Source organism: Xanthobacter variabilis (assembly GCF_043831965.2).
Taxonomy (GTDB): domain Bacteria; phylum Pseudomonadota; class Alphaproteobacteria; order Rhizobiales; family Xanthobacteraceae; genus Xanthobacter.
Window position 1 is genome coordinate 3626264 of sequence record NZ_CM195533.1, and the last position, 23387, is coordinate 3649650.

General features: G+C 65.9%; 13 protein-coding genes and 2 pseudogenes. 10 read left to right on the plus strand and 5 right to left on the minus strand.

Annotation, left to right across the window (positions count from 1 at the left end; translation table 11 throughout):
* Positions 1-85: 85 nt before the first annotated feature.
* From V5F26_RS15930 to V5F26_RS15955, 6 genes are all read left to right on the plus strand, one after another.
* Positions 86-1645, plus strand: coding sequence for an inorganic phosphate transporter (locus V5F26_RS15930; RefSeq protein WP_394946443.1), 1560 nt, complete (start codon positions 86-88; stop codon positions 1643-1645).
* 307 nt (positions 1646-1952) lie between these two features.
* A complete protein-coding gene (locus V5F26_RS15935; RefSeq protein ID WP_234050694.1) occupies positions 1953-2216 on the plus strand; it encodes a type II toxin-antitoxin system ParD family antitoxin in 264 nt (87 codons plus the stop codon).
* A gap of 90 nt (positions 2217-2306) precedes the next feature.
* Entirely contained in the window at positions 2307-3770 is a 1464-nt protein-coding gene (gene radA, locus V5F26_RS15940) for a DNA repair protein RadA (RefSeq protein WP_234050695.1), read from the plus strand.
* Between the two features lie 123 nt (positions 3771-3893).
* Positions 3894-4610, plus strand: a complete 717-nt coding sequence (locus V5F26_RS15945; RefSeq protein WP_234050696.1) for a CvpA family protein — start codon at positions 3894-3896, stop codon at positions 4608-4610.
* 46 nt (positions 4611-4656) lie between these two features.
* Positions 4657-6144, plus strand: coding sequence for an amidophosphoribosyltransferase (gene purF, locus V5F26_RS15950; RefSeq protein ID WP_394946492.1), 1488 nt, complete (start codon positions 4657-4659; stop codon positions 6142-6144).
* A 239-nt stretch (positions 6145-6383) separates the two neighbouring features.
* Positions 6384-7145 (plus strand): SDR family NAD(P)-dependent oxidoreductase, encoded by a 762-nt coding sequence (locus tag V5F26_RS15955; protein ID WP_234050697.1) that lies wholly within the window; start codon positions 6384-6386, stop codon positions 7143-7145.
* A gap of 273 nt (positions 7146-7418) precedes the next feature.
* On the opposite strand, the pseudogene V5F26_RS15960 reads toward V5F26_RS15955, so the two are convergent.
* The 5 genes and pseudogenes from V5F26_RS15960 to V5F26_RS15980 all read right to left on the minus strand — a co-directional run.
* Positions 7419-7946, minus strand: a pseudogene (locus tag V5F26_RS15960) (integrase core domain-containing protein); the annotation flags it as partial.
* A pseudogene (locus V5F26_RS15965) lies at positions 7938-9485 on the minus strand (ABC transporter transmembrane domain-containing protein); the annotation flags it as partial. The pseudogenes V5F26_RS15960 and V5F26_RS15965, both read right to left, overlap by 9 nt.
* 634 nt (positions 9486-10119) lie before the next feature.
* Entirely contained in the window at positions 10120-11595 is a 1476-nt protein-coding gene (gene cysG / locus V5F26_RS15970; RefSeq protein WP_394946444.1) for a siroheme synthase CysG, read from the minus strand.
* A 119-nt stretch (positions 11596-11714) separates the two neighbouring features.
* Positions 11715-14711 carry a DNA polymerase I gene (gene polA, locus V5F26_RS15975; protein WP_394946445.1) on the minus strand — a complete coding sequence of 999 codons (2997 nt, stop codon included), beginning with the start codon at positions 14709-14711 and terminating at the stop codon, positions 11715-11717.
* A 374-nt stretch (positions 14712-15085) separates the two neighbouring features.
* Positions 15086-17227 (minus strand): sodium-translocating pyrophosphatase, encoded by a 2142-nt coding sequence (locus V5F26_RS15980; protein ID WP_394946446.1) that lies wholly within the window; start codon positions 17225-17227, stop codon positions 15086-15088.
* Between the two features lie 400 nt (positions 17228-17627).
* On the opposite strand from V5F26_RS15980, the gene rimO reads away from it, so the two are divergent.
* From rimO to V5F26_RS16000, 4 genes are all read left to right on the plus strand, one after another.
* Positions 17628-18971 (plus strand): 30S ribosomal protein S12 methylthiotransferase RimO, encoded by a 1344-nt coding sequence (rimO, locus tag V5F26_RS15985; RefSeq protein WP_394946447.1) that lies wholly within the window; start codon positions 17628-17630, stop codon positions 18969-18971.
* A gap of 260 nt (positions 18972-19231) precedes the next feature.
* The gene (locus V5F26_RS15990; protein ID WP_394946448.1) at positions 19232-20887 is read left to right on the plus strand and encodes a Na/Pi symporter; all 1656 of its coding nucleotides are present in this window, start codon (positions 19232-19234) and stop codon (positions 20885-20887) included.
* 432 nt (positions 20888-21319) lie between these two features.
* Entirely contained in the window at positions 21320-22516 is a 1197-nt protein-coding gene (locus V5F26_RS15995; protein WP_394946449.1) for a tyrosine-type recombinase/integrase, read from the plus strand.
* Positions 22516-23343 carry a hypothetical protein gene (locus tag V5F26_RS16000; RefSeq protein WP_394946450.1) on the plus strand — a complete coding sequence of 276 codons (828 nt, stop codon included), beginning with the start codon at positions 22516-22518 and terminating at the stop codon, positions 23341-23343. The genes V5F26_RS15995 and V5F26_RS16000 overlap by 1 nt, the downstream gene beginning before the upstream one ends.
* Positions 23344-23387: the final 44 nt, after the last annotated feature.

Below are 23387 nucleotides of genomic sequence, written 5' to 3' on the forward strand. Positions count from 1 at the left end.
TTGAATGGAGACGTTCATGTCGCAAGCCGCGACGCCGCATCACGCCCCGGCGGCAGGCCACCACGCCTCCGCCAGGCGCGCGTCCATGGATCGAGACCATGGGCTCCTGGAAATCTTCCTGTTCTTCGCCCTGCTGATCGGGGGCCTTGGTTTTACCGGCTTCTCCATCTGGCGGGATGTGGTGGACTCGGGCACGAGCACGCTGGCCATCCTGCCCTTCCTCCTCCTGGTGGTGGCGCTGCTCATCGCACTCGGCTTCGAGTTCGTGAATGGCTTCCACGACACCGCCAATGCGGTGGCGACGGTGATCTACACCAATTCGCTGCCGGCCCATTTCGCGGTCATCTGGTCTGGCGCCTGGAACTTCCTGGGCGTGCTGGTTTCCTCCGGCGCGGTGGCGTTCGGCATCGTGTCGCTGCTGCCGGTGGAGCTGATCCTCAATGTGGGGTCCGGCGCCGGCATGGCCATGGTGTTCGCGCTGCTCATCGCCGCCATCCTGTGGAATCTCGGCACCTGGTCGCTCGGCCTGCCGGCTTCCTCCTCCCACACCCTCATCGGCTCCATCATCGGCGTCGGCGTCGCCAACCAGCTGGTGCAGGGGCGCGATGGCACCTCGGGCGTGGACTGGGGGCAGGCCGCCAATGTGGGCTACTCACTGCTGTTCTCGCCCATCATCGGCTTCATCGCCGCCGGCCTGCTGCTGCTGACGCTGAAGGTGACCGTGCGCAACCCCTCGCTCTATCGCGCGCCGGACGGCCACAAGCCGCCGCCGTGGTGGATTCGCGGCCTGCTCGTGCTCACCTGCACCGGCGTTTCCTTCGCCCACGGTTCCAATGACGGGCAGAAGGGCATGGGCCTCATCATGCTGATCCTCATCGGCATCGTGCCCACGGCCTATGCGCTCAACCGCGCGGTGAACGTGGAGGAAGTGGCCCAGTTCCGCGCCATCGCCCAGGCCACGGAAGCCTCGCTCCAGCAGGCCGCCGGCAATGCCCCGGCACCGGCGGATCCACGGGCGGTGCTCACCGCTTATGTGCGCGACCACGAGGCCGGCGCAGACGTGCTGCCGGCGCTCGCCCAGGTGACCCGCGAGATCTCGGACATGGTGGGCACCCATGAGACGCTGGCCCAGGTGCCGGCGGCCTCGGTCTCCAACATGCGCAACGACATGTACCTCGCCTCGGAGACCATCCGGGTGATGGGCAAGACCGGGGCGCCGAAGCTGGATGCCACGGCGCGCGACAATCTCGGCGCGTTCAAGAAGCAGCTCGACCAGGCCACCAAGTTCATTCCGCTGTGGGTGAAGGTGGCGGTGGCCATCGCGCTGGGCCTGGGCACCATGGTGGGCTGGAAGCGCATCGTGGTCACCGTGGGCGAGAAGATCGGCAAGACCCACCTGACCTACGCCCAGGGCGGCGCGGCCGAGCTGGTGGCCATGGCGACCATCGGCGCGGCCGACATGTATGGCCTGCCGGTGTCCACCACCCACGTGCTGTCCTCGGGCGTGGCCGGCACCATGGCGGCCAATCACTCGGGGCTGCAGATGTCCACGGTGCGCAATCTGCTGATGGCGTGGGTGCTCACCCTGCCGGCCGCCATCGTGCTGTCGGGCGGCCTCTATCTGGTCCTGCGCCAAGTCATGTGAACAGCAAGACCACTCACGCGCCACGGCCGGGACGGACCTTCCGCCCCGGCCGTTCTGCATCCTGCAGGCGACGGAGGGCCTCCACAAGCGAGTCGCCGCGCGACCTCAGCCGCCCCACCCGGCAGCGATCCGAAACCGGCGCCGGTGGTATTAATCTGATGTTAACCATGTTTGGCAAAGCTGGGCACGTGCCTGAAGCGGCCAGGGACATGGGCTTGGAGCATCGCGGAACACCCCGCGCCTCAAACCTCCCCACAGCGTTTCCGGCAGCCAGATCTCGCGCCTGCGCACCCGTTGGGAGGCCCTCATGTCTGAACACCTCGATCTTTCAGCGGAACATTCCGGTCTCATCGACCGTTTCGTGGCCTCGGGCCGGTTCGAGGGCCCCCAGGCCGTTATCGGCGCCGCGCTGGCGCTCCTGGAGGGCCGCGAGCGCGAGCGCGCCGAGAAGCTCAGCGTGCTGCACGACGCCATCTCCGGTGAGATGGAGGCCACCTTCCGCGAGATCGAGCAGCTCATTTCCTCGGGCCTTGCCACCTTCCAGGCCCCGCTTCTGCGCGAGGCCTGCTGAAAGGCGGGCATCCCCGCCAGCGCCGCCGGCCAATGATATAAGCTCCCCCGGACATGGCGGATTCGGCCGGCATGTCCGATCGGGATGCTCATGGCCAAGCGCGACCACACATTCGTCTGCCAGTCCTGCGGCACGGTTTATTCGCGCTGGCAGGGCAAGTGCGATGCCTGCGGCGCCTGGAACACCATTTCCGAAGAAGTCGCCGTCGCCGCATCGGTGCCCGCCGCCCAGCGGGCCAGCCGCAAGGGCCGGGCCTTCGCCCTGGAGAGCCTGGAGGGCGCGGGCAACCCGACGCCCCGCCTCGTCTGCGGCATTGGCGAACTGGACCGGGTGGCGGGTGGCGGCTTCGTGCCCGGCTCCATCCTTCTCATCGGCGGCGACCCGGGCATCGGCAAATCCACGCTCCTGGTCCAGGCCTCGGCGGCGCTCGCCGCGCGCGGGCTCAACGTGGTCTATGTCTCCGGCGAAGAGGCGGTGGACCAGGTGCGCATGCGCGCCCAGCGCCTCGGCCTCGCCGGCGCCAAAGTGGGCCTTGCGGCCGAAACCAATGCCGAAAACATTCTCGCCACCCTCGCGGGCGGGCCGCCCGTGCATGTGGTGGTCATCGATTCCATCCAGACCATGTGGTCCGACAGCGTCGAATCGGCGCCCGGCACGGTGACCCAGGTGCGCACCTCCGCCCAGCTCCTGGTGCGCTACGCCAAGCAGACCGGGGCCTGCGTGATCCTCGTCGGCCATGTGACCAAGGATGGGCAGATCGCCGGTCCGCGGGTGGTGGAACACATGGTGGATGCGGTGTTCTCGTTCGAAGGCGACGGCGGCCACCAGTTCCGCGTGCTGCGCGCGCAGAAGAACCGCTTCGGCCCCACCGACGAAATCGGCGTGTTCGAGATGACCGGCGGCGGGCTGAAGGAGGTGGCCAACCCCTCCGAGCTGTTCCTGTCCAACCGCGATCTGGGCGCGCCCGGCACCGCCGTGTTCGCCGGCATGGAAGGCACCCGGCCGGTGCTGGTGGAAATCCAGGCGCTGGTCGCCCCCTCCTCCCTGGGCACGCCGCGCCGGGCCGTGGTGGGCTGGGACCCCAATCGCCTGTCCATGGTGCTGGCGGTGCTGGACGCGCGGTGCGGCGTGCGGCTCGGCGGACATGACGTTTATTTGAACGTGGCCGGCGGCTTCCGCATCAACGAGCCGGCGGCGGACCTGGCGGTGGCTGCAGCCCTGGTTTCCTCCCTCACGGGGGCCCCGCTGCCGGCGGATGCTGTGTATTTCGGGGAAGCCAGCCTCACCGGCGCCGTGCGGCAGGTGTCGCAGGCTCCGGCCCGCCTCAAGGAGGCCGCCAAGCTCGGCTTCGCCCGCGCCATCATTCCGGCCGGCGGCCTTGATGGTACAACGCCTCCGGTGGAGGTGGACGCCATCTCCTCCCTGGCCCAGCTGGTGGCCTCCATCGCCTCCCGCGCGCCCCGAAAGGCAGCCATGCGCCCCGCTCAAGGCACGGCAGGCGCCCGTTCCCGCGCGGCGGTAGCCGCCGCCGGCGACCCTGAGGACGAAGACTGACCCAACAGGGAGGATGACGAGCCGGGAAGCGCGGGCTATATGACCCGCGCGGCGCGCTCCGCATGGCGTGGAGCGGCAGGGCGCGCTTGTCCCGCGCGCCACCGACCACGGACCGATGCACCAATGCCTGTCACCCTACTGGACATCATTGTCATTTCCGTGATGCTGATTTCGGGCATCCTCGCCATGGTGCGAGGGCTGTTGCGGGAAGTCTTCAGCATCCTGTCGTGGGCTGTCGCCGCGGGCGTCACCCTCTTTTTCTACAAGCCTGCATTGCCTTATGTGAAGCAGTACATCTCCCAGGATACAGCGGCCACGGCCGCCACGGTGGGAATACTGTTCCTGGGCACGCTGCTCATCGCTTCCATCCTCACCGCGCGCATCTCCGACGTGGTGCTCGACAGCCGAATCGGCGCGCTCGACCGCAGCCTGGGCTTCCTGTTCGGCCTGGCGCGCGGCCTGCTCGTGATGGTCGTTGCCTTCCTTTTCTTCAACTGGCTGGTTCCGACGAAGAGCCAGCCGCCGTGGGTCGTGGACGCAAAATCGCGTCCCGCCTTGCAAAGTGCGGGCGATTGGCTGATGGCCCAGTTGCCGGATGACCCTGAAAACACCATCTTGAACAAATTAAAGAAGCAGCCCGCCCCGGAAGAGGGTGATAATCCCGCAGCCCCGGCGGGGGGCCAGCGTTCCGACAACACGGGTCTCGGGGCTCAAGGCAGGGTGGCATTCGCCGCCCAGGGAACCCAAGGAAGCCAACGGTCCCTTTCGGGCAATAACCCGCAGGTGGATCAGCAGGGTTTCAACCAGTTGCTGGAGAGCACGCGCGGTACCGGCCACTAGGGCCGCCGAGCGGAGGTGCAAAATGGACAAGATGGACGCGGGCGGCATGAACGGCGCGGGCGACAGCACCCATTATTCCTCCGGGATCGATCTCGATCTCGACGGTGACAGCCTGCGCGAGGAATGCGGCGTGTTCGGGATCTACAATCATCCCCACGCCGGAGCGGTGACGGCCATCGGCCTGCACGCCTTGCAGCACCGCGGACAGGAAGCCGCCGGCATCGTCTCCTTCGATGGCCGGCGCTTTCATTCGGAGCGGCGGCTCGGCCTCGTGGGCGACGCCTTCTCCGACGCCGCCGTCATCGATCGCCTGCCGGGCGATTCCGCGGTGGGGCATGTGCGCTATTCCACGACCGGCGAAACCCTGCTGCGCAATGTGCAGCCGCTGTTCGCCGAGCTCGATTCCGGCGGCTTCGCCGTGGGCCACAACGGCAACCTCACCAATGGCCTCACCCTGCGCAAGCAGCTGGTGCGCGAGGGGGCCATCACCCAGTCCACCACTGATACCGAGGTGATCCTTCACCTGGTCGCGCGCTCCAGCAAGCCGCGTTTCATCGACCGCTTCGTCGATGCGCTCCAGCGGCTGGAGGGGGCCTACTCGCTGGTGGCGCTCACCAACAAGAAGCTCATCGGCGCCCGCGACCCGCTGGGCATCCGCCCGCTGGTGCTCGGCACCCTGGAAGGCTCGCCCATCCTGGCTTCCGAAACCTGCGCCCTCGACATCATCGGCGCGCGCTATGTGCGCGACGTGGAGAACGGCGAGGTCATCGTCATCGACGAGGACGGCCTGCAATCCTACAAGCCCTTCCCCGAGGTGCCGGCGCGCCCGTGCATCTTCGAGTACATCTATTTCGCCCGGCCGGATTCGGTGGTGGGCGGGCGCTCCGTCTACCAGGTGCGCAAGAAGTTCGGGCAGGTGCTGGCCGAAGAGGCCCCCGCCAATGCCGACGTGATCGTGCCCGTGCCGGATTCCGGCGTGCCGGCGGCGATCGGCTTCTCCCAGCATTCGGGCATTCCCTACGAGCTGGGCATCATCCGCAACCACTATGTGGGGCGCACCTTCATCCAGCCCACCCAGACCATCCGCGATCAGGGCGTGCGCATGAAGCACTCGGCCAACCGCTCGGTGGTCGAGGGCCGCTCCATCGTGCTGGTGGACGACAGTCTGGTGCGCGGCACAACCTCTGTGAAGATCGTGCAGATGATGCGTGATGCCGGTGCCAAGGAGGTGCATTTCCGCATCGCCTCTCCGCCCATCACCCATCCCGATTATTACGGCATCGACACGCCGGACCGGAACAAGCTGCTGGCCGCCACCCATGATCTGGAGGGCATGCGCCGCTATATCGGCGCCGATTCCCTCGCCTTCCTGACGGTGGACGGCGTGTATCGGGCCATGGGCTATGAGGGCCGTGACCCGGTGCGGCCGCAATTCACCGACCATTGCTTCACCGGCGATTATCCCACGCCCCTCACGGACCGTTCCGGCGCCGTGGGCGCGCAGCAGCTCTCGCTGCTCGCGGAAGCGAGCTGAGCCTTTCCGGCGCGGAGCCCTCCCTCCGCGCCGGGCCATGGCGCCTGTTCGAGACACCCAGCGCCGGATCGGCGTGCCGCCCCTCATTCCATTCAAGCCCATCTCACGGATCGAAAGCGCCATCATCGCGCCCGCGAGCCCCTGCGGCGTCGCAACCGGGGGAGAGCGCCGCGGAAGGCTGGACTTTGGCGGCGAACGCGGCTCATCTCGCCTGCAACGATAACGCCCGCGGAGCATCCATGACCGATATCAGCCCGACCGGCGGCAAGCCCCTCGCCGACAAGATCGCCCTCGTCACCGGCGCAACCCGCGGCATCGGCGCCGCCACGGCCCTGGCCCTGGCCGCCGCCGGCGCTCACGTGGTGGCCGTGGGCCGCAGCGAAGGCGGGCTCGAGGAGCTGGACGACGCCATCACCGCCATCGGTGGCAATGCGACGCTGGTGCCGCTGGATCTGAAGGACAGCGAGGGCATCGACCGCCTGGGCGGTGCGCTCTATGAGCGCTATGGCCGGCTCGACGTCTATGTGGCCAATGCGGGCGTGCTCGGCCCGCTCTCGCCCCTGGGCCACGTGCTGCCCAAGGACTGGGACGCGACGGTGGCCGTCAACATCACTGCCAACTGGCGCTGCATCCGCTCGTTTGACCCGCTGCTGCGCCTCTCCACCACTGCGCGGGCCGTGGTCATCTCCTCCGGCGCCGCCCACAAGGCGCGGGCCTATTGGGGCCCCTATGCCATTACCAAGGCCGCGCTCGAGGTGATGGCCCGCACCTGGGCCGCCGAAGCCATCAATGGCAACCTCAAGGTGAACCTCTTCAATCCCGGCCCGATCCGCACGCAGATGCGCGCCAAGGCCTTCCCCGGAGAGGACCCCATGACCCTGCCGACGCCGGAAGAGGCCGCCGCCGCCATCCTGCCCTTGTGCCTTCCCGACTTCGCGGAAACCGGCAAGCTCTACGACTTCCCACAGCGCAAGCTGCTGAGCTTCCAGATGCCGGCCTGAAGCCTCTGGCGCCGCCCCTGAAGCGTCATTGACTCTCGCTCACTGAGCCGCCCCTGGATTCCAGGGGGCCTTCTTCCCTAAATTTTGAGGCAAGGAGGCCCCGATGGGAAAAGCGAACTTCACCGAGGACCTTAAGCGCGACGCGGTCCTTCAGATCACCGAGCGGGGTGACCTGAGGCCCTTTTCTCCCCCGACTTAAAGGAGAGTCCGAGGGTTGATGAAGCGCTCCCCGTTTCTAGGCCACCCGGAGCTGGAAATTTCCGGGGTTAGGGCTCATCCCGGCGGGTATGCTGGAGAGCCATTCATGAGCGTGATCGGCGGCTTGTTGCCGATCACGCTGTGCGGCCGAACCTCATTATAGTCTCTACGCCAAGCCTCCATTTTCGCCTGGGCGTCGTCAAGGCTCATGGACCAGTGCGTATTCAGGCATTCCGCCCGGAACTTGCCGTTGAACGACTCGATGAAGCCGTTGTCCGTCGGCTTGCCGTGCCGCGAGAAGTCCAGCACCACGCCTTTCTGATATGCCCACAGGTCCAGATCCCGACTGACGAACTCCAATCCCTGATCCACCGGGATGCTCTGCGGATAGCCCATACTCCGGCAGACCCGTTCAAGCGTCAGCACCACGTCCTCGCCTCGATAGCTGAACCGCGGATCCACCGCCGGCGAGAACGGCGTGAAGGTCTCGACGATGGTCAGAACCCAGATCTTCCGGCCCGTGGCGAGCTGGTCGTGGACGAAGTCCATGGCCCAGGTCTCGTTGCTGCGCGTCGCTGGACGACGGTCGTCCTGCAGCTTCGCGACGGTTGACTTGCCCGACCCCGACGGACCGACAATGCCCACGACCTGCCCAGCACCGACCTCGAAACTGAGATCGGGGAGCACCGTGGGGCCGCCTGCGCGATAGCAGAAGGCCCCGTGATCGAAGCGGATGGCGCCACGGAGCGCCGGCAATGCGGAGCGCCCCGGCTGGTGGGAGGGCTCGGGCGCCGTATTCAGAATGTCGCCGAGGCGCTCGATGGAAATGCGTGTCTGGTGGAAGTCCTGCCACACCTGCGCCAAGCGCAACGCCGGCTGCGACACCCGCGAGGCCAGCATGTTGAAGGCGATCAGCTCGCCCACCGTGAGCGAACCCTCCATCACCAGCCGGGCGCCGAATTAGAGGGTTCCGGCGGTCACCAGCTTGGCGGTCAGCTGCACCGCCTGGCTCGCCCAATTGCCCAGATTCTGCACCTTGAAGCTAGCGCTCACAGAGGCCGCCAGCTGTTCCTCCCAGCGACGCTGCATCTGCGGCTCAACCGCCATCGCCTTCAGAGTCTCGACACCCGTGACGCTCTCCACCAGCAGAGCCTGGTTCTCCGCGCCTTTATTGAACTTGTCCTCCAGCCTCCGGCGAAACGGGGGAGTCACGCCAGCCGAAATGCCGATAGAGATCGGGAACGATGCCAGAACGATGAAAGTCAATGTCGCCGAATATATGAACATCACGGCCACGAATACGAATTAGAACAGACACTCCACCACAAGTGTGAGGGATGATCCGGTCAGAAAATTGCGGATGCTTTCCAATTTTCGCACGCCTGCGACAGAATCCCCCGCCCGACGGGACTCGAAGTATGCGAGGGGTAAACCCATGAGGTGCGTGTACAGCCGCGTCCCTAACTCGACGTCGATTCGATTTGTGGTGTGCGCGAAGACATCCGTGCGCAAAGCACCAAGCACCGCTTCGAACACCGAGACCATCACGAGCCCAAGCCCGAGGATGTCGAGTGTTGTCAGACCGCGATGCACCAGAACCTTGTCAATGATCACCTGAAAAAACAATGCTGAGATCAGCGCCAACACCTGTAGAAAAATAGAGTCCGACAGCACTTCTCCGAATAGGGCACGATACTTTTGCATCGCCCTCATGAACCATGATATGTCCAACCGCCGCGCGAGGTCGGAAAAACGAGCGCGCCGCGCGACCAGAACCAGCCGGCCGCCCCACTGCGCCTCGAACGCCTCTCTCTCAACTTGCAGCGGCTGGCCTGACACCGGGTCGCGCACCAGCGCCAAATCCCCCGCCGCCTTCGCGAGAATAACGAATGTGCCATCTCGGCGCGCCGCGATCGCCGGCAGCGGTGTGCCGCTGAGCTTGCGCCATGAAGACAAAACCGCCCGCGCCTTGAGCCCGAATGCTCGTGCGCAACTCAGCATCTCCACGGGGCCGACTGTCGCGCCACCGCATTAATGACGCAACTGCCGAGCTTCGGCCGCTACACCGTGAAAACGCAAAATAAGCACCAGGGCGCCGAGACCCGGATCCGGCCCGGAGCCCGCATTTCGCTCGCTTTTCATGTGTGATCGGCCTGACACAACCGAAGCGAGAGGCAACAAGGCCCACCTCCGCCCGCAAGGTTGTTTTCCGAAAGCTCCATCTACCGTGGGGATATGTTTGGCTCTGCCGCATCACCGGTATGGGGAGCGGAGGGAGATCAGGCTGTCACGTTGGTTGCTGCGTCGGGCCGGGACCGAAGAAGCAGGTCTGACATAGAAGAAGAGGCCTCCGATATTCAGTCAGATGCGAGAAGAGATCTTTGATCTTGAGCTCAAGCCTTGCATCCTCGTCGCCGTGGACGCGCCAGATAGCCACGTTATTTGCGAGAGCGGTCAATGCGGCGGTTATCAGGCGGCGCGCGCCGTAATTAGGGCAATGCGCCAATGACGCAGGCGAGCGAGATTCAGTGACGCCTCAAGCCAACCTTCGATCGGCCGGCCCGGGTAAAGAAGACAAAGGCCGCGCTCCGGGCGCGGCCTTTTTGTGCTCCACCTCAGTTTGGCCGCGCCACCACCGTCGGCGGGCACGGGCGCCATCGCGGGGCTGCGAACGCGAGCTGCAGGCGTAGGCAAATGCCGCCGGTAATGGCGCCCCTGCCCCCCTCGACTGGGAGCGCCAGAGTGAAGGGTGGCGTGCACATGGCGCCCACGGCCCTCAAGCCGTGGCCCGCCGCGCCTCAGCCACGTCGGCAGTGTTCCATGCCTTGGCTTCCGAAAGCGCGTGGCCATACAGCACGATGCACGGCCCGCTCGCCCCCTCGGCCACCGCGCTTTCCACCGCCTCGGCCAGGGTGGCGATGGAGGCGTTGACCATGCGCTCCTCGGGTCGTGTGGCGGCAAACACCGCCACCGCCGGCGTGGCGGGGTCGAGCCCCGCAGGCACCAGGCGCCCCACCAGCTCCCGCAGCGTGTGACGCGGCATGTAGATGACGGTGGTGGCCACCGGATCGCTGAGGGCCTTAAGGTCGAGATCCTCCGGCAGGCGCCCATTGCGCGCATGGGCCGTGACGAACTGAAGCCGCCGCGCATGATCGCGATGGGTGAGCGAGGCGGCCAGCCGGCTCGCCGCGCCCTGGGCGGACGAGATGCCCGGAACCACCTCCACCGGAATGCCCGCGGCGCGGCAGGCCGCGATCTCCTCTCCGGCGCGGCCGAAGATCATGGGCTCGCCGCCCTTGAGGCGCACCACCCGACGGCCCTCGCGCGCCAGGCTCACCATCAGCGCGTTAATGTCGTCCTGCTTGCAGGAGGGACCATAGCCGGTCTTGCCCACCAGCATCTTCCGGGCCTCGCGCCGGGCGAAATCGAGCACCGCGCCGGAGACAAGGTCATCATAGAGCACCACGTCGGCGGATTGCAGCGCGCGCACCGCCTTCAGCGTGAGCAGCTCCGGATCACCCGGCCCCGCCCCCACCAGCACCACCGATCCGCCGGACGTCGGCGCAGCCGCGTGTAGCAACGCTTCGCGGTCGGCCTCATCGGGGGCCCGGTTGGGCTCCATCAGTGCAAGGGCGCTGAAACGCTCCCAGAAGCTGCGGCGCGCGGGTGCCGCAAGCCCCTTCCCCGCGATGAAGCCGCGCCAGGAGCGCGCCGCTTCCGCCCAGACACGGAACCCCAGCGGCAGCAGCGCCTCGATCTTCGCCCGCACAGCCTGAGCAAACACGGGCGCGGCGCCATCGGTGGAGATGCCGACCACCAGCGGCGAGCGATTGACCACCGCCCCAAAGGTGAAATCGCTCACCTTCGGCTTGTCCACCACATTCACCGGTGCGCCCGCCGCGCGTGCAGCCTGGGCAAAATGCCCGGCTTGCGCCTGATCCTGAAAAGCGCCCACCGCGAGGGCCGCGCCCGCCAGATCCTCCGCCGTCCAGGCGCGCGGGTGGAGGATGATCGGACCACGGGGAGGCTCCTCCACAAGGGCCTGAAGCGAGTCTTCCGGCGCCGGCGCATACACCTCCACGCGGGCGCCGGCGGCCGAGAGCAGCTCCACCTTCCAGGTCATGCCGGGCCCTTCGCCCGCCACCACCACGCGCCGGTCCTGAAGACCAAAGAAGAGCGGCAACCGCGCCAACGGCGCCATGCGGGCCGCGGCGGTGACGCGAGGGCTGCGGATGAGGCCGGACACGGCCATGGGCTCTCAACTCCATGAAACGCGCCGGCCCATGCCGGCACATTTCACAGCATATGTGAGCACCAGATGTTATTCAACACATAACAAAGTGAATTTTATAATTCACAACATTATGTAGTTTAATGAGCCTCATCCCAGTTGGCGGCGGCGCGCGCATCCACCTTCAGCGGCACGGCCAGCTGCACGGCTGGGGCGGCGGCGGTCTCCATCACCTCACGCACCAGAGGCAGGGTTTTCTCCACCTCGCCCTCGGGCACCTCGAACACCAGTTCGTCGTGCACCTGCAGCAGCATACGGGCGGAGAGCTTCGCCTCGTCCAAGGCCGGTTCCATGCGGATCATGGCGCGGCGGATGATGTCCGCGGCCGTGCCTTGCAGGCGGGCATTGATGGCCGCGCGCTCGTTGAAGGCGCGGATGGAGGGATTCTTCGCGGCGATGTCCGGATAGTGGCATTGCCGGCCGAACAGGGTTTCCACATACCCGTGCTCGCGGCAGAAGGCCTTGGTCACCTCCATATAGTCGCGAATACCCGGGAAGCGCTCGAAATAGCGCTTGATATACTGGCTCGCCTCCTCGCGCGGGATGCCCAGCTGGTTGGCGAGGCCGAAAGCGGAAATGCCGTAGATAATGCCGAAATTGATGGCCTTGGCCCGGCGGCGCACCTCGCTCGGCATGTCCTTCACCGGCACGCCGAACATTTCGGAGGCGGTCATGGCATGGATGTCGAGCCCGTCCTGAAACGCCTGCCGGAGCGCGGGAATTTCCGCGATCTCCGCCAATAGGCGCAGCTCGATCTGCGAATAGTCGGCGGAAACCAGCTTGTTGCCCGCCTCCGCCACGAACGCACGGCGAATGCGCCGGCCCTCCTCCGTGCGCACCGGAATGTTCTGCAGGTTCGGATCAGAGGAAGACAGCCGCCCCGTGGTGGTCGCCGCCAGGGCGTAGGAAGTGTGAACGCGATGCGTGTCACGGTTCACGAAATTGGGCAGCGCGTCCGTATAAGTGGAGCGCAGCTTGGAGAGCTGGCGCCATTGCAGGATCTTCTGCGGCAGCGGGTGGCCCGATTCCGCCAGCTCCTCCAGCACATTGGCCTTGGTGGACCAGGCCCCAGTCGGGGTCTTGGAGCCGCCCGGCAGGCCCATCTTGCCAAACAGGATGTCCCCAATCTGCTTGGGGCTGCCCACATTGATCTTCTCGCCCGCGATCTCGCCGATCTCATCCTCAACCCGCGCCGCGCCCTGGGCGAACTCGGATGAAAGGCGCGCCAAAAGGGCCTTGTCGATGGAGATGCCCCGCGCCTCCATGCGCGTGAGCACGGGGATCAACGGCCGCTCCAGGGTCTCATAGACCGTGGTTTTGGCCTCCGAGACGAGGCGCGGCTTCAGCGCCAGCCACAGGCGCAGGGTCACGTCCGCATCCTCGGCGGCGTATTGGGTGGCGGGCTCCAGGGCGATCTTGTCGAAGGTCACCTGCGCCTTGCCCTTGCCCACCACCTCGGTGAAGGCGATGGGCGTGTGACCCAGGTGGCGCACGGAAAGCTCGTCCATGCCATGGCCGTTGAGGCCGGCATCCAGCGCATAGGAAATGCACATGGTGCAGTCGATGGGCGCCACTGTGATGCCGTAGCGCGACAGCATCAGCACGTCATATTTGGCGTTGTGGCCAATCTTGAGGGTGCCCTTGTCCTCCAGCATGGGCTTGAGGATGGCGATGGCGGCCTGAAGAGGGATCTGCCCGGCCAGCGGCTCGCTGAACAGCCCCTCCCCCGCGCCCACATGGGCGAGAGGAATATAGCAGGCCTCGTTGGGCGAAAGCGCCAGGGACACGCCCACCAGATCCGCCGACATGGGATCGAGCGAGGTGGTTTCCGTATCGAAGGCGACGAAGCCCTGATCCATGGCCTTGGCGCACCACGCCTCAAGCTCGGCCGCATCGGTCACGCACTTGTAGGCGCTGCGGTCCACCGGCGTGGCGCGGGCGGCCTCGGCCCGGGCGCGGGCGAGATCGGCGGGCTTCAAGATGGAATCGCCGCCGGCATCCTTGGGCTGCGCGCTGGCGGCCTTCGATCGGGCGGCCTTGCCCGTCTCCGGCTCGGCCGCCTCTTGCACCTCGCCGGGGGTGAACAGGCCCTGGGGAGCGAGCTTGGGGTCCGGGTCGATGAGGCTCGCGTCAATGCCATAGGCCTCGGCCACACGGCGGGTAATGGTGGTGAATTCCATGGCCTTCAGGAAGGCCACCAGGGGCTTGGCCTCCGGCTGCTCCAGCACCAGGTCCTCAAGCGGCACTTCCACCGCCACGTCCCGCACCAGCTCCACCAGCTGCTTGGAGACGCGGGCGGATTCCTCGTTCTCCATCAGCGATTGGCGGCGCTTGGGCTGCTTGATCTCACCGGCGCGGGCGAGCAGCGTGTCAAGGTCGCCATATTCATTGATGAGCTGGGCGGCGGTCTTGATGCCGATGCCGGGCACGCCCGGTACATTGTCGGTGGAATCGCCGGCCAGGGCCTGCACGTCCACCACCTTTTCCGGTGGCACGCCGAAATATTCCAGCACCTCCGCCTCGCCGATGCGCCGTTCCGGCCGCGCGCCGCGCCCACCGCTCTCGCCGGATGCGGGGTCATACATGGCCACATGGGGGCCGATGAGCTGCATCAAATCCTTGTCGGCGGAGACGATGAGCACTTCCGCCCCCGCCTTCACGGCCTGGTCGGCATAGGTGGCGATGAGGTCGTCGGCCTCGTAGCGCGCCTGCTCCACCGGCACCAGGCCGAAGGCGCGCACCGCCTCGCGCATCAGCGGGAATTGGGGAATGAGCTCGTCCGGCGGATCGGAACGGTTGGCCTTATAAGCGGGGTAGAGCGCCTTGCGGAAGGAGTCTTCCGACTTGTCGAAGATGATAGCGAGATGAGTGGGCTTGATGCCCACCGCACCGTCGCGCACAAACTGGAACAGCTTGGTGCAGAACAGGCGCACCGCCCCCGTGGGCAGCCGGTCGGAGCGGAAATTATACTTCCGGTCCTGGTTGATGGACTGGAAATAGGCCCGGAACACGAAGGAAGAGCCATCCACCAGGAACACATGGTCTCCGGGCTGAATGGGGCGGGGCGAAGGGGACATGGCAGGAATCCGTCGTGGCGCCGGGCGGCGCGGGGCAAAGCGCCGCGCACGATGCCCCACGCCAGACTTCCGAACAACCCTGCAGGTCGCGCAGCCGCCCCGCGCCCGTCATCCCGGCCCCTCGCATCTGAGGCGAGGCCTTGAGCCCCGGACACAGCGACATTTGTGGACGGACATTCAAGGAACGGGGATCCGTCGAACGCACGTTCCCTTCCCGCATGCGGGAGAGGATCAGGGAGGGGCAGCAAGACCGCCCCTTCCGCGAAACACAACCTTCAAGCGCAGTGGTGCTTCGAGACCCCGCCCTTTCGCGTCCTTGCGTCCCGCGTTCGTCGCGGGCATCCGCTCCCCCCGCAACCGGGAGAGGGGCGGCGTCAGTGCCCGAGCACGGCGAGCAGCAGCAGGGCCACGATGTTGGTGATCTTGATCATGGGATTCACCGCCGGGCCCGCCGTGTCCTTATAGGGATCACCCACGGTGTCGCCGGTGACGGCCGCCTTGTGCGCTTCGGACCCCTTTTCGTGGCGCACGCCGTCCTTGTCCACAAAGCCGTCCTCGAACGACTTCTTGGCATTGTCCCAGGCACCGCCGCCGGAGGTCATGGAGATGGCCACGAACAAGCCGGTGACGATGACGCCCAGCAGCATGGCCCCCACCGCCGAGAAGGCCGCCGACTTGCCGGCCACCCCGCCGCCCGCCACGACATAAATGGCGAAGAAACACACCACCGGCGAGAGCACCGGCAGCAGCGAAGGTACGATCATCTCCTTGATGGCGGCGCGGGTGAGCATATCCACGGCGCGGGAATAATCGGGCTTTTCGCGGCCGGCCATGATGCCCGGCTTTTCGCGGAACTGCCGGCGCACCTCTTCCACGATGGCGGAGGCGGCGCGGCCCACCGCAGTCATGCCCATGGCCGCGAACAGGAAGGGCAGCAGCCCGCCGAACAGCAGGCCCACCACCACATAGGGGTTGTCGAGGGAGAAATTGGGCGTGACGCCCGCGAAATAGGTACCCTCCCCCGCCTGGGAGATGAAATATTTCAGGTCCTGGTTATAAGCCGCGAACAGCACCAGGGCACCGAGGCCCGCCGAGCCGATGGCATAGCCCTTGGTGACCGCCTTGGTGGTGTTGCCCACCGCGTCGAGGGCATCGGTGGACTGGCGCACCTCCTTCGGCAGGCCGCTCATCTCGGCGATGCCGCCCGCATTGTCGGTGACCGGGCCGAAGGCGTCGAGCGCCACGATCATGCCGGCCAGCGCCAGCATGGTGGTGGCCGCGATGGCGATGCCGAACAGGCCGGCAAAGCCATAAGCCGCCAGAATGCCGGCGATGATGACGAGGGTCGGCAGCGCCGTCGCCTCCAACGAGACCGCGAGACCCTGGATGATGTTGGTGCCATGCCCCGTCACCGAGGCCTGGGCGATGGACACCACCGGGCGATGGCCCGTGCCCGTATAATATTCGGTGATGACGACGATGGCCGCCGTGACCAGCAGCCCGACGACGCCGCACAGGAGCAATGCGGTGCCGGAAAACGCCGCCCCCTCGATGGGGCCGAAGCCGGGAATGAGCCAGGTGACCACCGCCAGGGCGATCACCGAGAGGCCCGCCGTGCCCAGCAGCCCGCGATAGAGCGCGCCCATGATGGTGGAGTTGGGCCGCAGCTTCACGAAGAAGGTGCCGGCGATGGAGGTGAGGATGCAGGCCGCGCCGATGGCCAGCGGATAGAGCTGCATCGCATGCAGCGTCGCCGGAGTGGCGGCGAAGAAGATGGCGGCGAGCACCATGGTGGCCACCACCGTCACCGCATAGGTCTCGAACAGGTCCGCCGCCATGCCGGCACAGTCGCCGACATTATCGCCCACATTGTCGGCAATGGTGGCCGGGTTGCGCGGGTCATCCTCGGGAATGCCCACTTCCACCTTGCCCACCAGGTCGCCGCCCACATCCGCGCCCTTGGTGAAGATGCCGCCGCCGAGCCGCGCGAAGATGGAGATGAGAGAGGCGCCGAAGCCCAGCGCCACCAGCGCGTCCACCACCGTGCGGCTGTTCGGCGCAAAGCCCAGGCCGGCCGTGAGCACCAGGAAATAGACGCTCACCCCCAGGAGGGCGAGGCCCGCCACCAGCAGGCCCGTCACCGCGCCGGCCTTGAAGGCGAGATCCAGCCCACCGCCAAGGGAGCGCATGGCCGCCTGGGCGGTGCGCACATTGGCCCGCACCGACACATTCATGCCGATGAAGCCGGCCGCCGCCGAGAGCACCGCGCCGATGGCGAAGCCCGCCGCCACCAGCCAGCCCAGGAACAGGCCGACCAGCACAAAGATGACGACGCCCACCGCGCCGATGGTGAGATATTGCCGCCGGAGATAAGCCGCCGCCCCCTCCGCGATGGCGGCGGCGATCTCCTGCATGCGGGCCGATCCGGGATCGGCCTCCATGAGGCTACGGACCGCCCAGGCCCCATAAGCAATGGCCAGAAGGCCACAGGCGATGATCGGCAGCAGAGCCAGCATGGGGCCTCTCCTCAAGGGTTTCCGAGTCTTCGTTATTATACCAGCGAGTGTGTGTGGGAAGACGACAGCCGGCAAGGCCCCAGCCTCGCGCTGCGGTAGAGTTGCCGCTCACATGCCGCAGCGCGCCATCCGCCGCCCGATGACGGACCGGAGCCATCGGCCCACCGCGTGGCGCAGTCAGCGCGGAAACGTTCGCCAGAAGCGGCAGGGTGCCCTCAGCCATCCGCCGGCTCGCGGGATGGGTGGCTCAGGGCTCCCGCGGAAGCACTCCCGCACCAGCCTTTGCCTCGCCCCGCCGCGCGCGCCGCATCGCCGGGATTGACGGCGAGCCCCGCGTCCCCTAACCCCTGCGCCTTCATTCCCGGACATCGCCCCAACTTTCGAGAAGCCGCCGCGCATCATGGCCGAGACCGCGCAGAAGTCGCCCCGCATTTCCTTTGTTTCCCTCGGCTGCCCGAAGGCGCTGGTGGATTCCGAGCGCATCATCACCAGCCTGCGCGCGGAGGGCTATGAGCTCACCAAGAGCCATGCGGGGGCTGATCTCGTCATCGTGAACACCTGCGGCTTCCTGGACAGCGCCAAGGCGGAGAGCCTCTCGGCTATCGGTGAGGCGCTGGCGGAAAACGGCAAGGTGGTGGTCACCGGCTGCATGGGCGCGGAGCCCGACCAGATCACCGCCGCCCATCCCGGCGTGCTGGCGGTGACCGGCCCCCAGCAATATGAAAGCGTGCTCGCCGCCGTGCACCAGGCCGTGCCGCCCCAGCACGACCCGTTCCTGGACCTGGTGCCCGACCAGGGGGTGAAGCTCACCCCGCGCCATTATGCTTATCTGAAGATCTCGGAGGGCTGCTCTAACCGCTGCACCTTCTGCATCATCCCCAAGCTGCGCGGCGACCTCGTCTCGCGCCCGGCCGGCGAGGTGCTGCGCGAGGCGGAAAAGCTGGTGAAGGCGGGCGTGAAGGAACTGCTCGTCATCTCCCAGGACACCTCGGCCTATGGCCAGGACCTGCGCTATGCGCCGAGCCTGTGGAAGAGCGCCGATGGCGACAAGGAGGTGGCCACTCGCTTCCTCGACCTTGCCGCCGCTTTGGGCGATCTCGGCGCCTGGGTGCGCCTGCATTATGTCTATCCCTATCCCCACGTGGACGCGGTGATGGACCTGATGGCCGCCGGCAAGGTGCTGCCCTATCTGGACATTCCCTTCCAGCACGCCAGCCCCTCGGTGCTCAGGCGCATGAAGCGCCCCGCCTCCCAGGAAAAGACCCTGGCCCGCATCCAGTCCTGGCGCGAAAAGGTGCCGGACCTCACCTTGCGGTCCACCTTCATCGTCGGCTTCCCCGGCGAGACGGAAGACGAGTTCCAGGAGCTGCTGGACTTCCTGCAGGAAGCCGAGATTGACCGCGCCGGCGCCTTCAAGTTCGAGCCGGTGGCGGGGGCGGTGGCCAATGGGCTCGAAAACCCCGTGCCGGAAGAGGTGAAGGCGGAGCGCTACGATCGCTTCATGCGCGCCCAGCAGGCGGTTTCCGCCCGCCGGCTGAAGCGCAAGGTGGGCACGCGCCAGCAGGTCATCATCGATCAGGTGACCCCCTTCGGCGGCATCGGCCGCACCAAGGGTGACGCGCCCGAGATCGACGGCACGGTGAAGGTGACCGCCCGCCGTCCGCTGCGGGTCGGCGAGATTACCTCAGTGAAGATCGAGAGCTCCGACGCCTACGACCTTTCGGGCACCGCCACCGGCTTCTGACGCCTCGCAGGCCGGCACCGGAAGAGCCGCGCCGGCATCGCGCCGTAGCTCTCCCGCGACAGGCGGGTGAAATCGGCCTGTCGCTTCAGCCCTCGATCATTGTTGCATTGCACAAGCTGGGCCATTCGATTTAGGGTCTGCAGCCTTTCTCGAAGCGGCATCTGCTCAGGTCATCCGTTCCCAAACCCAGGGGCGGGTTGGGGCGCGGTCAGGCAGGTCCGCGTCGCGACACCTGTGAGTTTCCGCCGCGGAGCATTTGCATGTCTGTCCTTATCGGGCTGCTCGCCGGTCTCGGCTTCATTTTCATCGGCACGCAATTTCTCACCGCCAACATGAAGCAGGTGGTGGGTCCGGGCTTCCAGCGCCTCGTCGCGCGGGCAACGGGCCATCCGCTCCGTGCCTCGCTGGTGGGCGTGCTCGCGGGGGCAACCATCCAGAGCACCAATGCGGTGACGTTCATCGTCATCGGCCTGGTCTCGGCCGGGGCGGCCACGGTGCGCAATGCCATGCCCATCGTCACCTGGTCCTATGCGGGCTCGACCCTGCGGCTGCTGCTGGCGTCGTTCGACATCGACCTCGTCATCATGAGCGGCATCGCGCTCATCGGCTTTGCCTATCTGCTGGGCTATGACCGTGATGCGCGCTACCGCAACTTCGTCGCGGCCATGCTGGGCCTGTTCCTGCTGCTCTATGGCGTGCAGCTGACCACTGACGCTTCCAGCTCGCTGCGCGACTCCGAAACGCTCAAGGCGGTCCTGTCCTTCGCCGACCAGTTCTATTTCTGGGGCTTCATCGCCGGCACCGCGCTCGCGGCCGTGGTGCAGGGGCAGACGGTTTCGGTGATTGTGGTGGCGCTGGCGGCGGCCGGCGTGCTCGCCATCGACCAAACCTTCCTCATCGTGGTGGGCGCCAATCTTGGTTCCGGCATCATGACCCTGGCGCAGGGGTCGAGCCTGAAGGGCACGGCGCGCCAGCTCAATCTTTACCAGCTCGTGCTCAAGCTGGTGGGCACGGCCATCCTGCTGCCGCTGCTCACCATCGAGCACTATACGGGTATCCCCCTCATCCGCGCCTTCGTCACCGATCTGACGGCGGATGCCGCGCTGCAGGTGACGGCGGTGCACTGGCTGTTCCAGATCGTCTCGGCGGTGGCGGCCTCCGCCTTCAACGGCCCGCTGTTTGCCCTCATCGAGCGCTGGAGCCCGCCGACCGCCACGGAGAACCTGAGCAAGCCCATGTTCATCACCGGCTATGCGGAAAGCCAGTCGGTGACGGCGGTGACCCTGGCCGAGCAGGAGCAGCGCCGCCTGGTGCGCCGCCTGCCCCACTTCCTCGACCAGGTGCGGAACAATCCCGGCGCCACCGCGGACGACGACGAAACCACCGCCAACGCCGCCAACGCCTCCCCCAAGGATCTGCGGCAGGCCGGCGACGAGCTGGCCCGGGACATCGACACGTTCCTGAAGCGGGCCCTGCAGAATCCCGGCGCGCCCACCGAGCAGGACGCGCTCATGGGCCTTTGGAACTGCAACCAATATGTCCATGGCCTGCATGCCGCCCTTGGCTCCATGGCCAAGACCCTGGCGGATCTCGCCAAGATCCCCGAGGTGGCGCCGACCGCCGCAAACCTCGCGGAGGCGACCCACGCCATGCTCACCTCGGTCATCGCGGAACTGGAGAGTTTCGACGAGAATTCGGTCGACATGATCCGCGCCCTCACCGCCGAGCGGTCCGATGTCCTGCGCAAGATGCGTGAGGAGCTGATGGCCCGCGCGCCCAATGTCGCGCCCGAGCAATGGCAGATGCTGTGGCAGGCCATGGACCATCTCGAGCAGACGGCATGGCTGCTGCGCCGCCTCACCGCCAACCTGGCCGCAGGCCCCATGGGCGACGCGGTCCGCCGTCGCGCAGCCTGAGAAGCGCCGCAGGCAAGCCTCGGCACGAGAGACGCCGCAAACCACGCCCCCCGCGGGCACGCGGCGGCTCCGGATTCCAGCGGGCTTGGGCGATGGGGTCGCCATCACGTATGCCCCTCAGATTCGAGAGCATCGAAAGAGGCCCTACAAATTCACCCCGGCTGACGCCCGCCTCCGTTCGCCCAAGCCCGCTGGAAGCCGGAGTCACAGCAGGGGCACACCGCTCTTCAAGGGAGCGGAAAGTCCTTAAAGGTCAATTGTATAAGGCAGATAGAATGGCGGAGACGGAGTCTGCCATCCGCCATTCCGGAGTGTTCCGCGCCATTCCTAAATCGTGTTGATTTCTTTGATTATTTGGCGTTATGTGTTCCTCATGGTTCCGCCTTTGTTCGGCATGTTCCCGAATATAATGGGGGATGAACTGGGGGACGCATGACGGGACATTTGACCCGCAGGCCCGAAAAGGCGCTCACGGCACAGGCGGTGAAGAACGCCACCGCTCCGGGCAAATATTTCGATGGTCACGGGCTCTACCTGCGCGTTGATGCCGGAGGCGCTCGGCAGTGGGTTCAACGCATCGTCATTCGTGGGAAAAGGTGCGAGATCGGGCTCGGCAGCGCATCCCTGGTGCCGTTGGCTGAAGCGCGGGCCGTTGCTCTGGATAACCGGAGGTTGGCGCGAAGCGGTGGTGATCCGTTGCAGGCCAAGCGGGAGGCTCTTGCGGTTCTCACTTTCGCGGAATCCACGCGCAAAGTGCATGAGCTGCACAAGCCGACGTGGAAGAACCCCAAGCACGCGGCCCAGTTCCTCACCACGCTGGAAACCTATGCTTTCCCTCGGCTTGGAAAGTTGAAAGTGCAGGACGTGACCACCGCCGACGTGCTGGCTGCCCTTTCACCCATTTGGACCGAGAAGCCTGAAACGGCGCGGCGGGTGCGCCAGCGCATCGGTACGGTGATGAAATGGGCGATTGCACAGGGCTGGCGGCAGGATAACCCGGCGGAGAACATAGGGCAGGCGCTGCCGAAGGTCGCCGCCGAGAAAGAACACCGAAAGGCGCTGAGCCATGGGGAGGTTGCGGCCTGCCTCGATACCGTTCGGGCCTCCCGTGCAGGGCTAGCCACGAAACTGGCTATTGAATTTCTCGTGCTCACAGCCGCCCGATCTGGCGAAGTGCGTGAAGCCCGCTGGGATGAAATCGACTTGGCCGCGAAGGTGTGGGCGGTTCCTGCCGAGCGCATGAAGATGAAGCGCCCGCATCGTGTGCCTTTGTCTCCCCGTGCCCTGGCCATTCTCGACGCCGCGAAGGCGCTGGATGATGCTTCCGGCCTGATCTTCCCCGGCACAAAACAGGGGCGCCCGCTGTCCGATATGACCCTGTCGAAGCTGATTAAGGAACTGGGCTTTGCTGCCGATGTTCACGGCTTCCGTACGTCATTCCGCACATGGGCGCAGGAACGCACGAACTTTCCCCGTGAGATTGCTGAGGCCGCGCTGGCGCATCTGTCCGGCGATGCGGTGGAGCGAGCCTATGCGCGCTCCGACGTGTTCGAGAAGCGCCGGAAGATGATGGAAGCATGGGCGGCCTATCTGGCCGATGCGAGCGCGAAGGTCGTGAGGATTGGTTGATGAATGATCAGGCTGAGGGATGGGGGGATGAGTTCGTTGCGATGGTGCGCACCTTTGAACACTTCGGCGCGAAATTTCCTCATGTCACGGAGGAAGCAGTCGAAAAGGCCCTTGAGGGATTTCCGGCGCCGCTGGCCGAGGGGCGCGACATGGGGACGCTCGCGACAGCGATCCGGAGCTTTTTGGGCCTTCTCGTAAGACGGCCTGAGGACGACCCTTATGCGTGCCAAGGCAACGCCCAAACCCGAGATAACCTCTACGCATTAGCGGAGCGCGCGGAAGAGCTATGGGAAGATTTAGCAGAAATACCATGGGCGGAATGGTCTGCAATTCATACCCATGGGCTCGAAAGACATAGACTTGGGATAAGCGGTGGGAGAGACGATGAGTTGAACTACATGTTGGCCATAAAGCATATTTTTTGGCTCTCCGGCTTCCTGGCGGGTGCAGCGCTGCGCATGGACAGCGGTGATAATGTGCAGCCGCCTCGTTGGCGCGAACGAGCCCAACGTGAGAGGCGCATCGAACGTGGCACGGTCATGGCCCATGTCTTCAAGGAAGCCTTTGCTCAGCCTGTAACGGTCAATAACTGGCCAAGTGGTAAGGATACGGGTCCGACACTATTTATGGATTTCTACAGGCGAATCGTAACACTGGCGTTAAATGGTCAAGAGGCCGATACGGACATTTCGGGGGTTCTACGTGCGGCTCGTGATAGGGATGCTGAGCGTGAGCAAAAATATTGGGCATCTCGGCATCGTCGACCAGAGGGAGTTGCACCGCTAAGCTCTTACAGTCCAGAGTTCCGTGCTCCTCGTGATGACTGACGCCGTTGGGTTATTCGTTACATTTCGAGTTTCCAAGTATCCTC

Excerpts from the sequence above, each read along its gene's own strand:
- V5F26_RS15930 (WP_394946443.1), top strand. The coding sequence starts at position 86 with ATGGATCGAGACCATGGGCTCCTGGAAATCTTCCTGTTCTTCGCCCTG.
- V5F26_RS15935 (WP_234050694.1), top strand. The coding sequence starts at position 1,953 with ATGTCTGAACACCTCGATCTTTCAGCGGAACATTCCGGTCTCATCGAC.
- radA (WP_234050695.1), top strand. The coding sequence starts at position 2,307 with ATGGCCAAGCGCGACCACACATTCGTCTGCCAGTCCTGCGGCACGGTT.
- V5F26_RS15945 (WP_234050696.1), top strand. The coding sequence starts at position 3,894 with ATGCCTGTCACCCTACTGGACATCATTGTCATTTCCGTGATGCTGATT.
- purF (WP_394946492.1), top strand. The coding sequence starts at position 4,657 with ATGAACGGCGCGGGCGACAGCACCCATTATTCCTCCGGGATCGATCTC.
- V5F26_RS15955 (WP_234050697.1), top strand. The coding sequence starts at position 6,384 with ATGACCGATATCAGCCCGACCGGCGGCAAGCCCCTCGCCGACAAGATC.
- cysG (WP_394946444.1), bottom strand. The coding sequence starts at position 11,595 with ATGGCCGTGTCCGGCCTCATCCGCAGCCCTCGCGTCACCGCCGCGGCC.
- polA (WP_394946445.1), bottom strand. The coding sequence starts at position 14,711 with ATGTCCCCTTCGCCCCGCCCCATTCAGCCCGGAGACCATGTGTTCCTG.
- V5F26_RS15980 (WP_394946446.1), bottom strand. The coding sequence starts at position 17,227 with ATGCTGGCTCTGCTGCCGATCATCGCCTGTGGCCTTCTGGCCATTGCT.
- rimO (WP_394946447.1), top strand. The coding sequence starts at position 17,628 with ATGGCCGAGACCGCGCAGAAGTCGCCCCGCATTTCCTTTGTTTCCCTC.
- V5F26_RS15990 (WP_394946448.1), top strand. The coding sequence starts at position 19,232 with ATGTCTGTCCTTATCGGGCTGCTCGCCGGTCTCGGCTTCATTTTCATC.
- V5F26_RS15995 (WP_394946449.1), top strand. The coding sequence starts at position 21,320 with ATGACGGGACATTTGACCCGCAGGCCCGAAAAGGCGCTCACGGCACAG.
- V5F26_RS16000 (WP_394946450.1), top strand. The coding sequence starts at position 22,516 with ATGAATGATCAGGCTGAGGGATGGGGGGATGAGTTCGTTGCGATGGTG.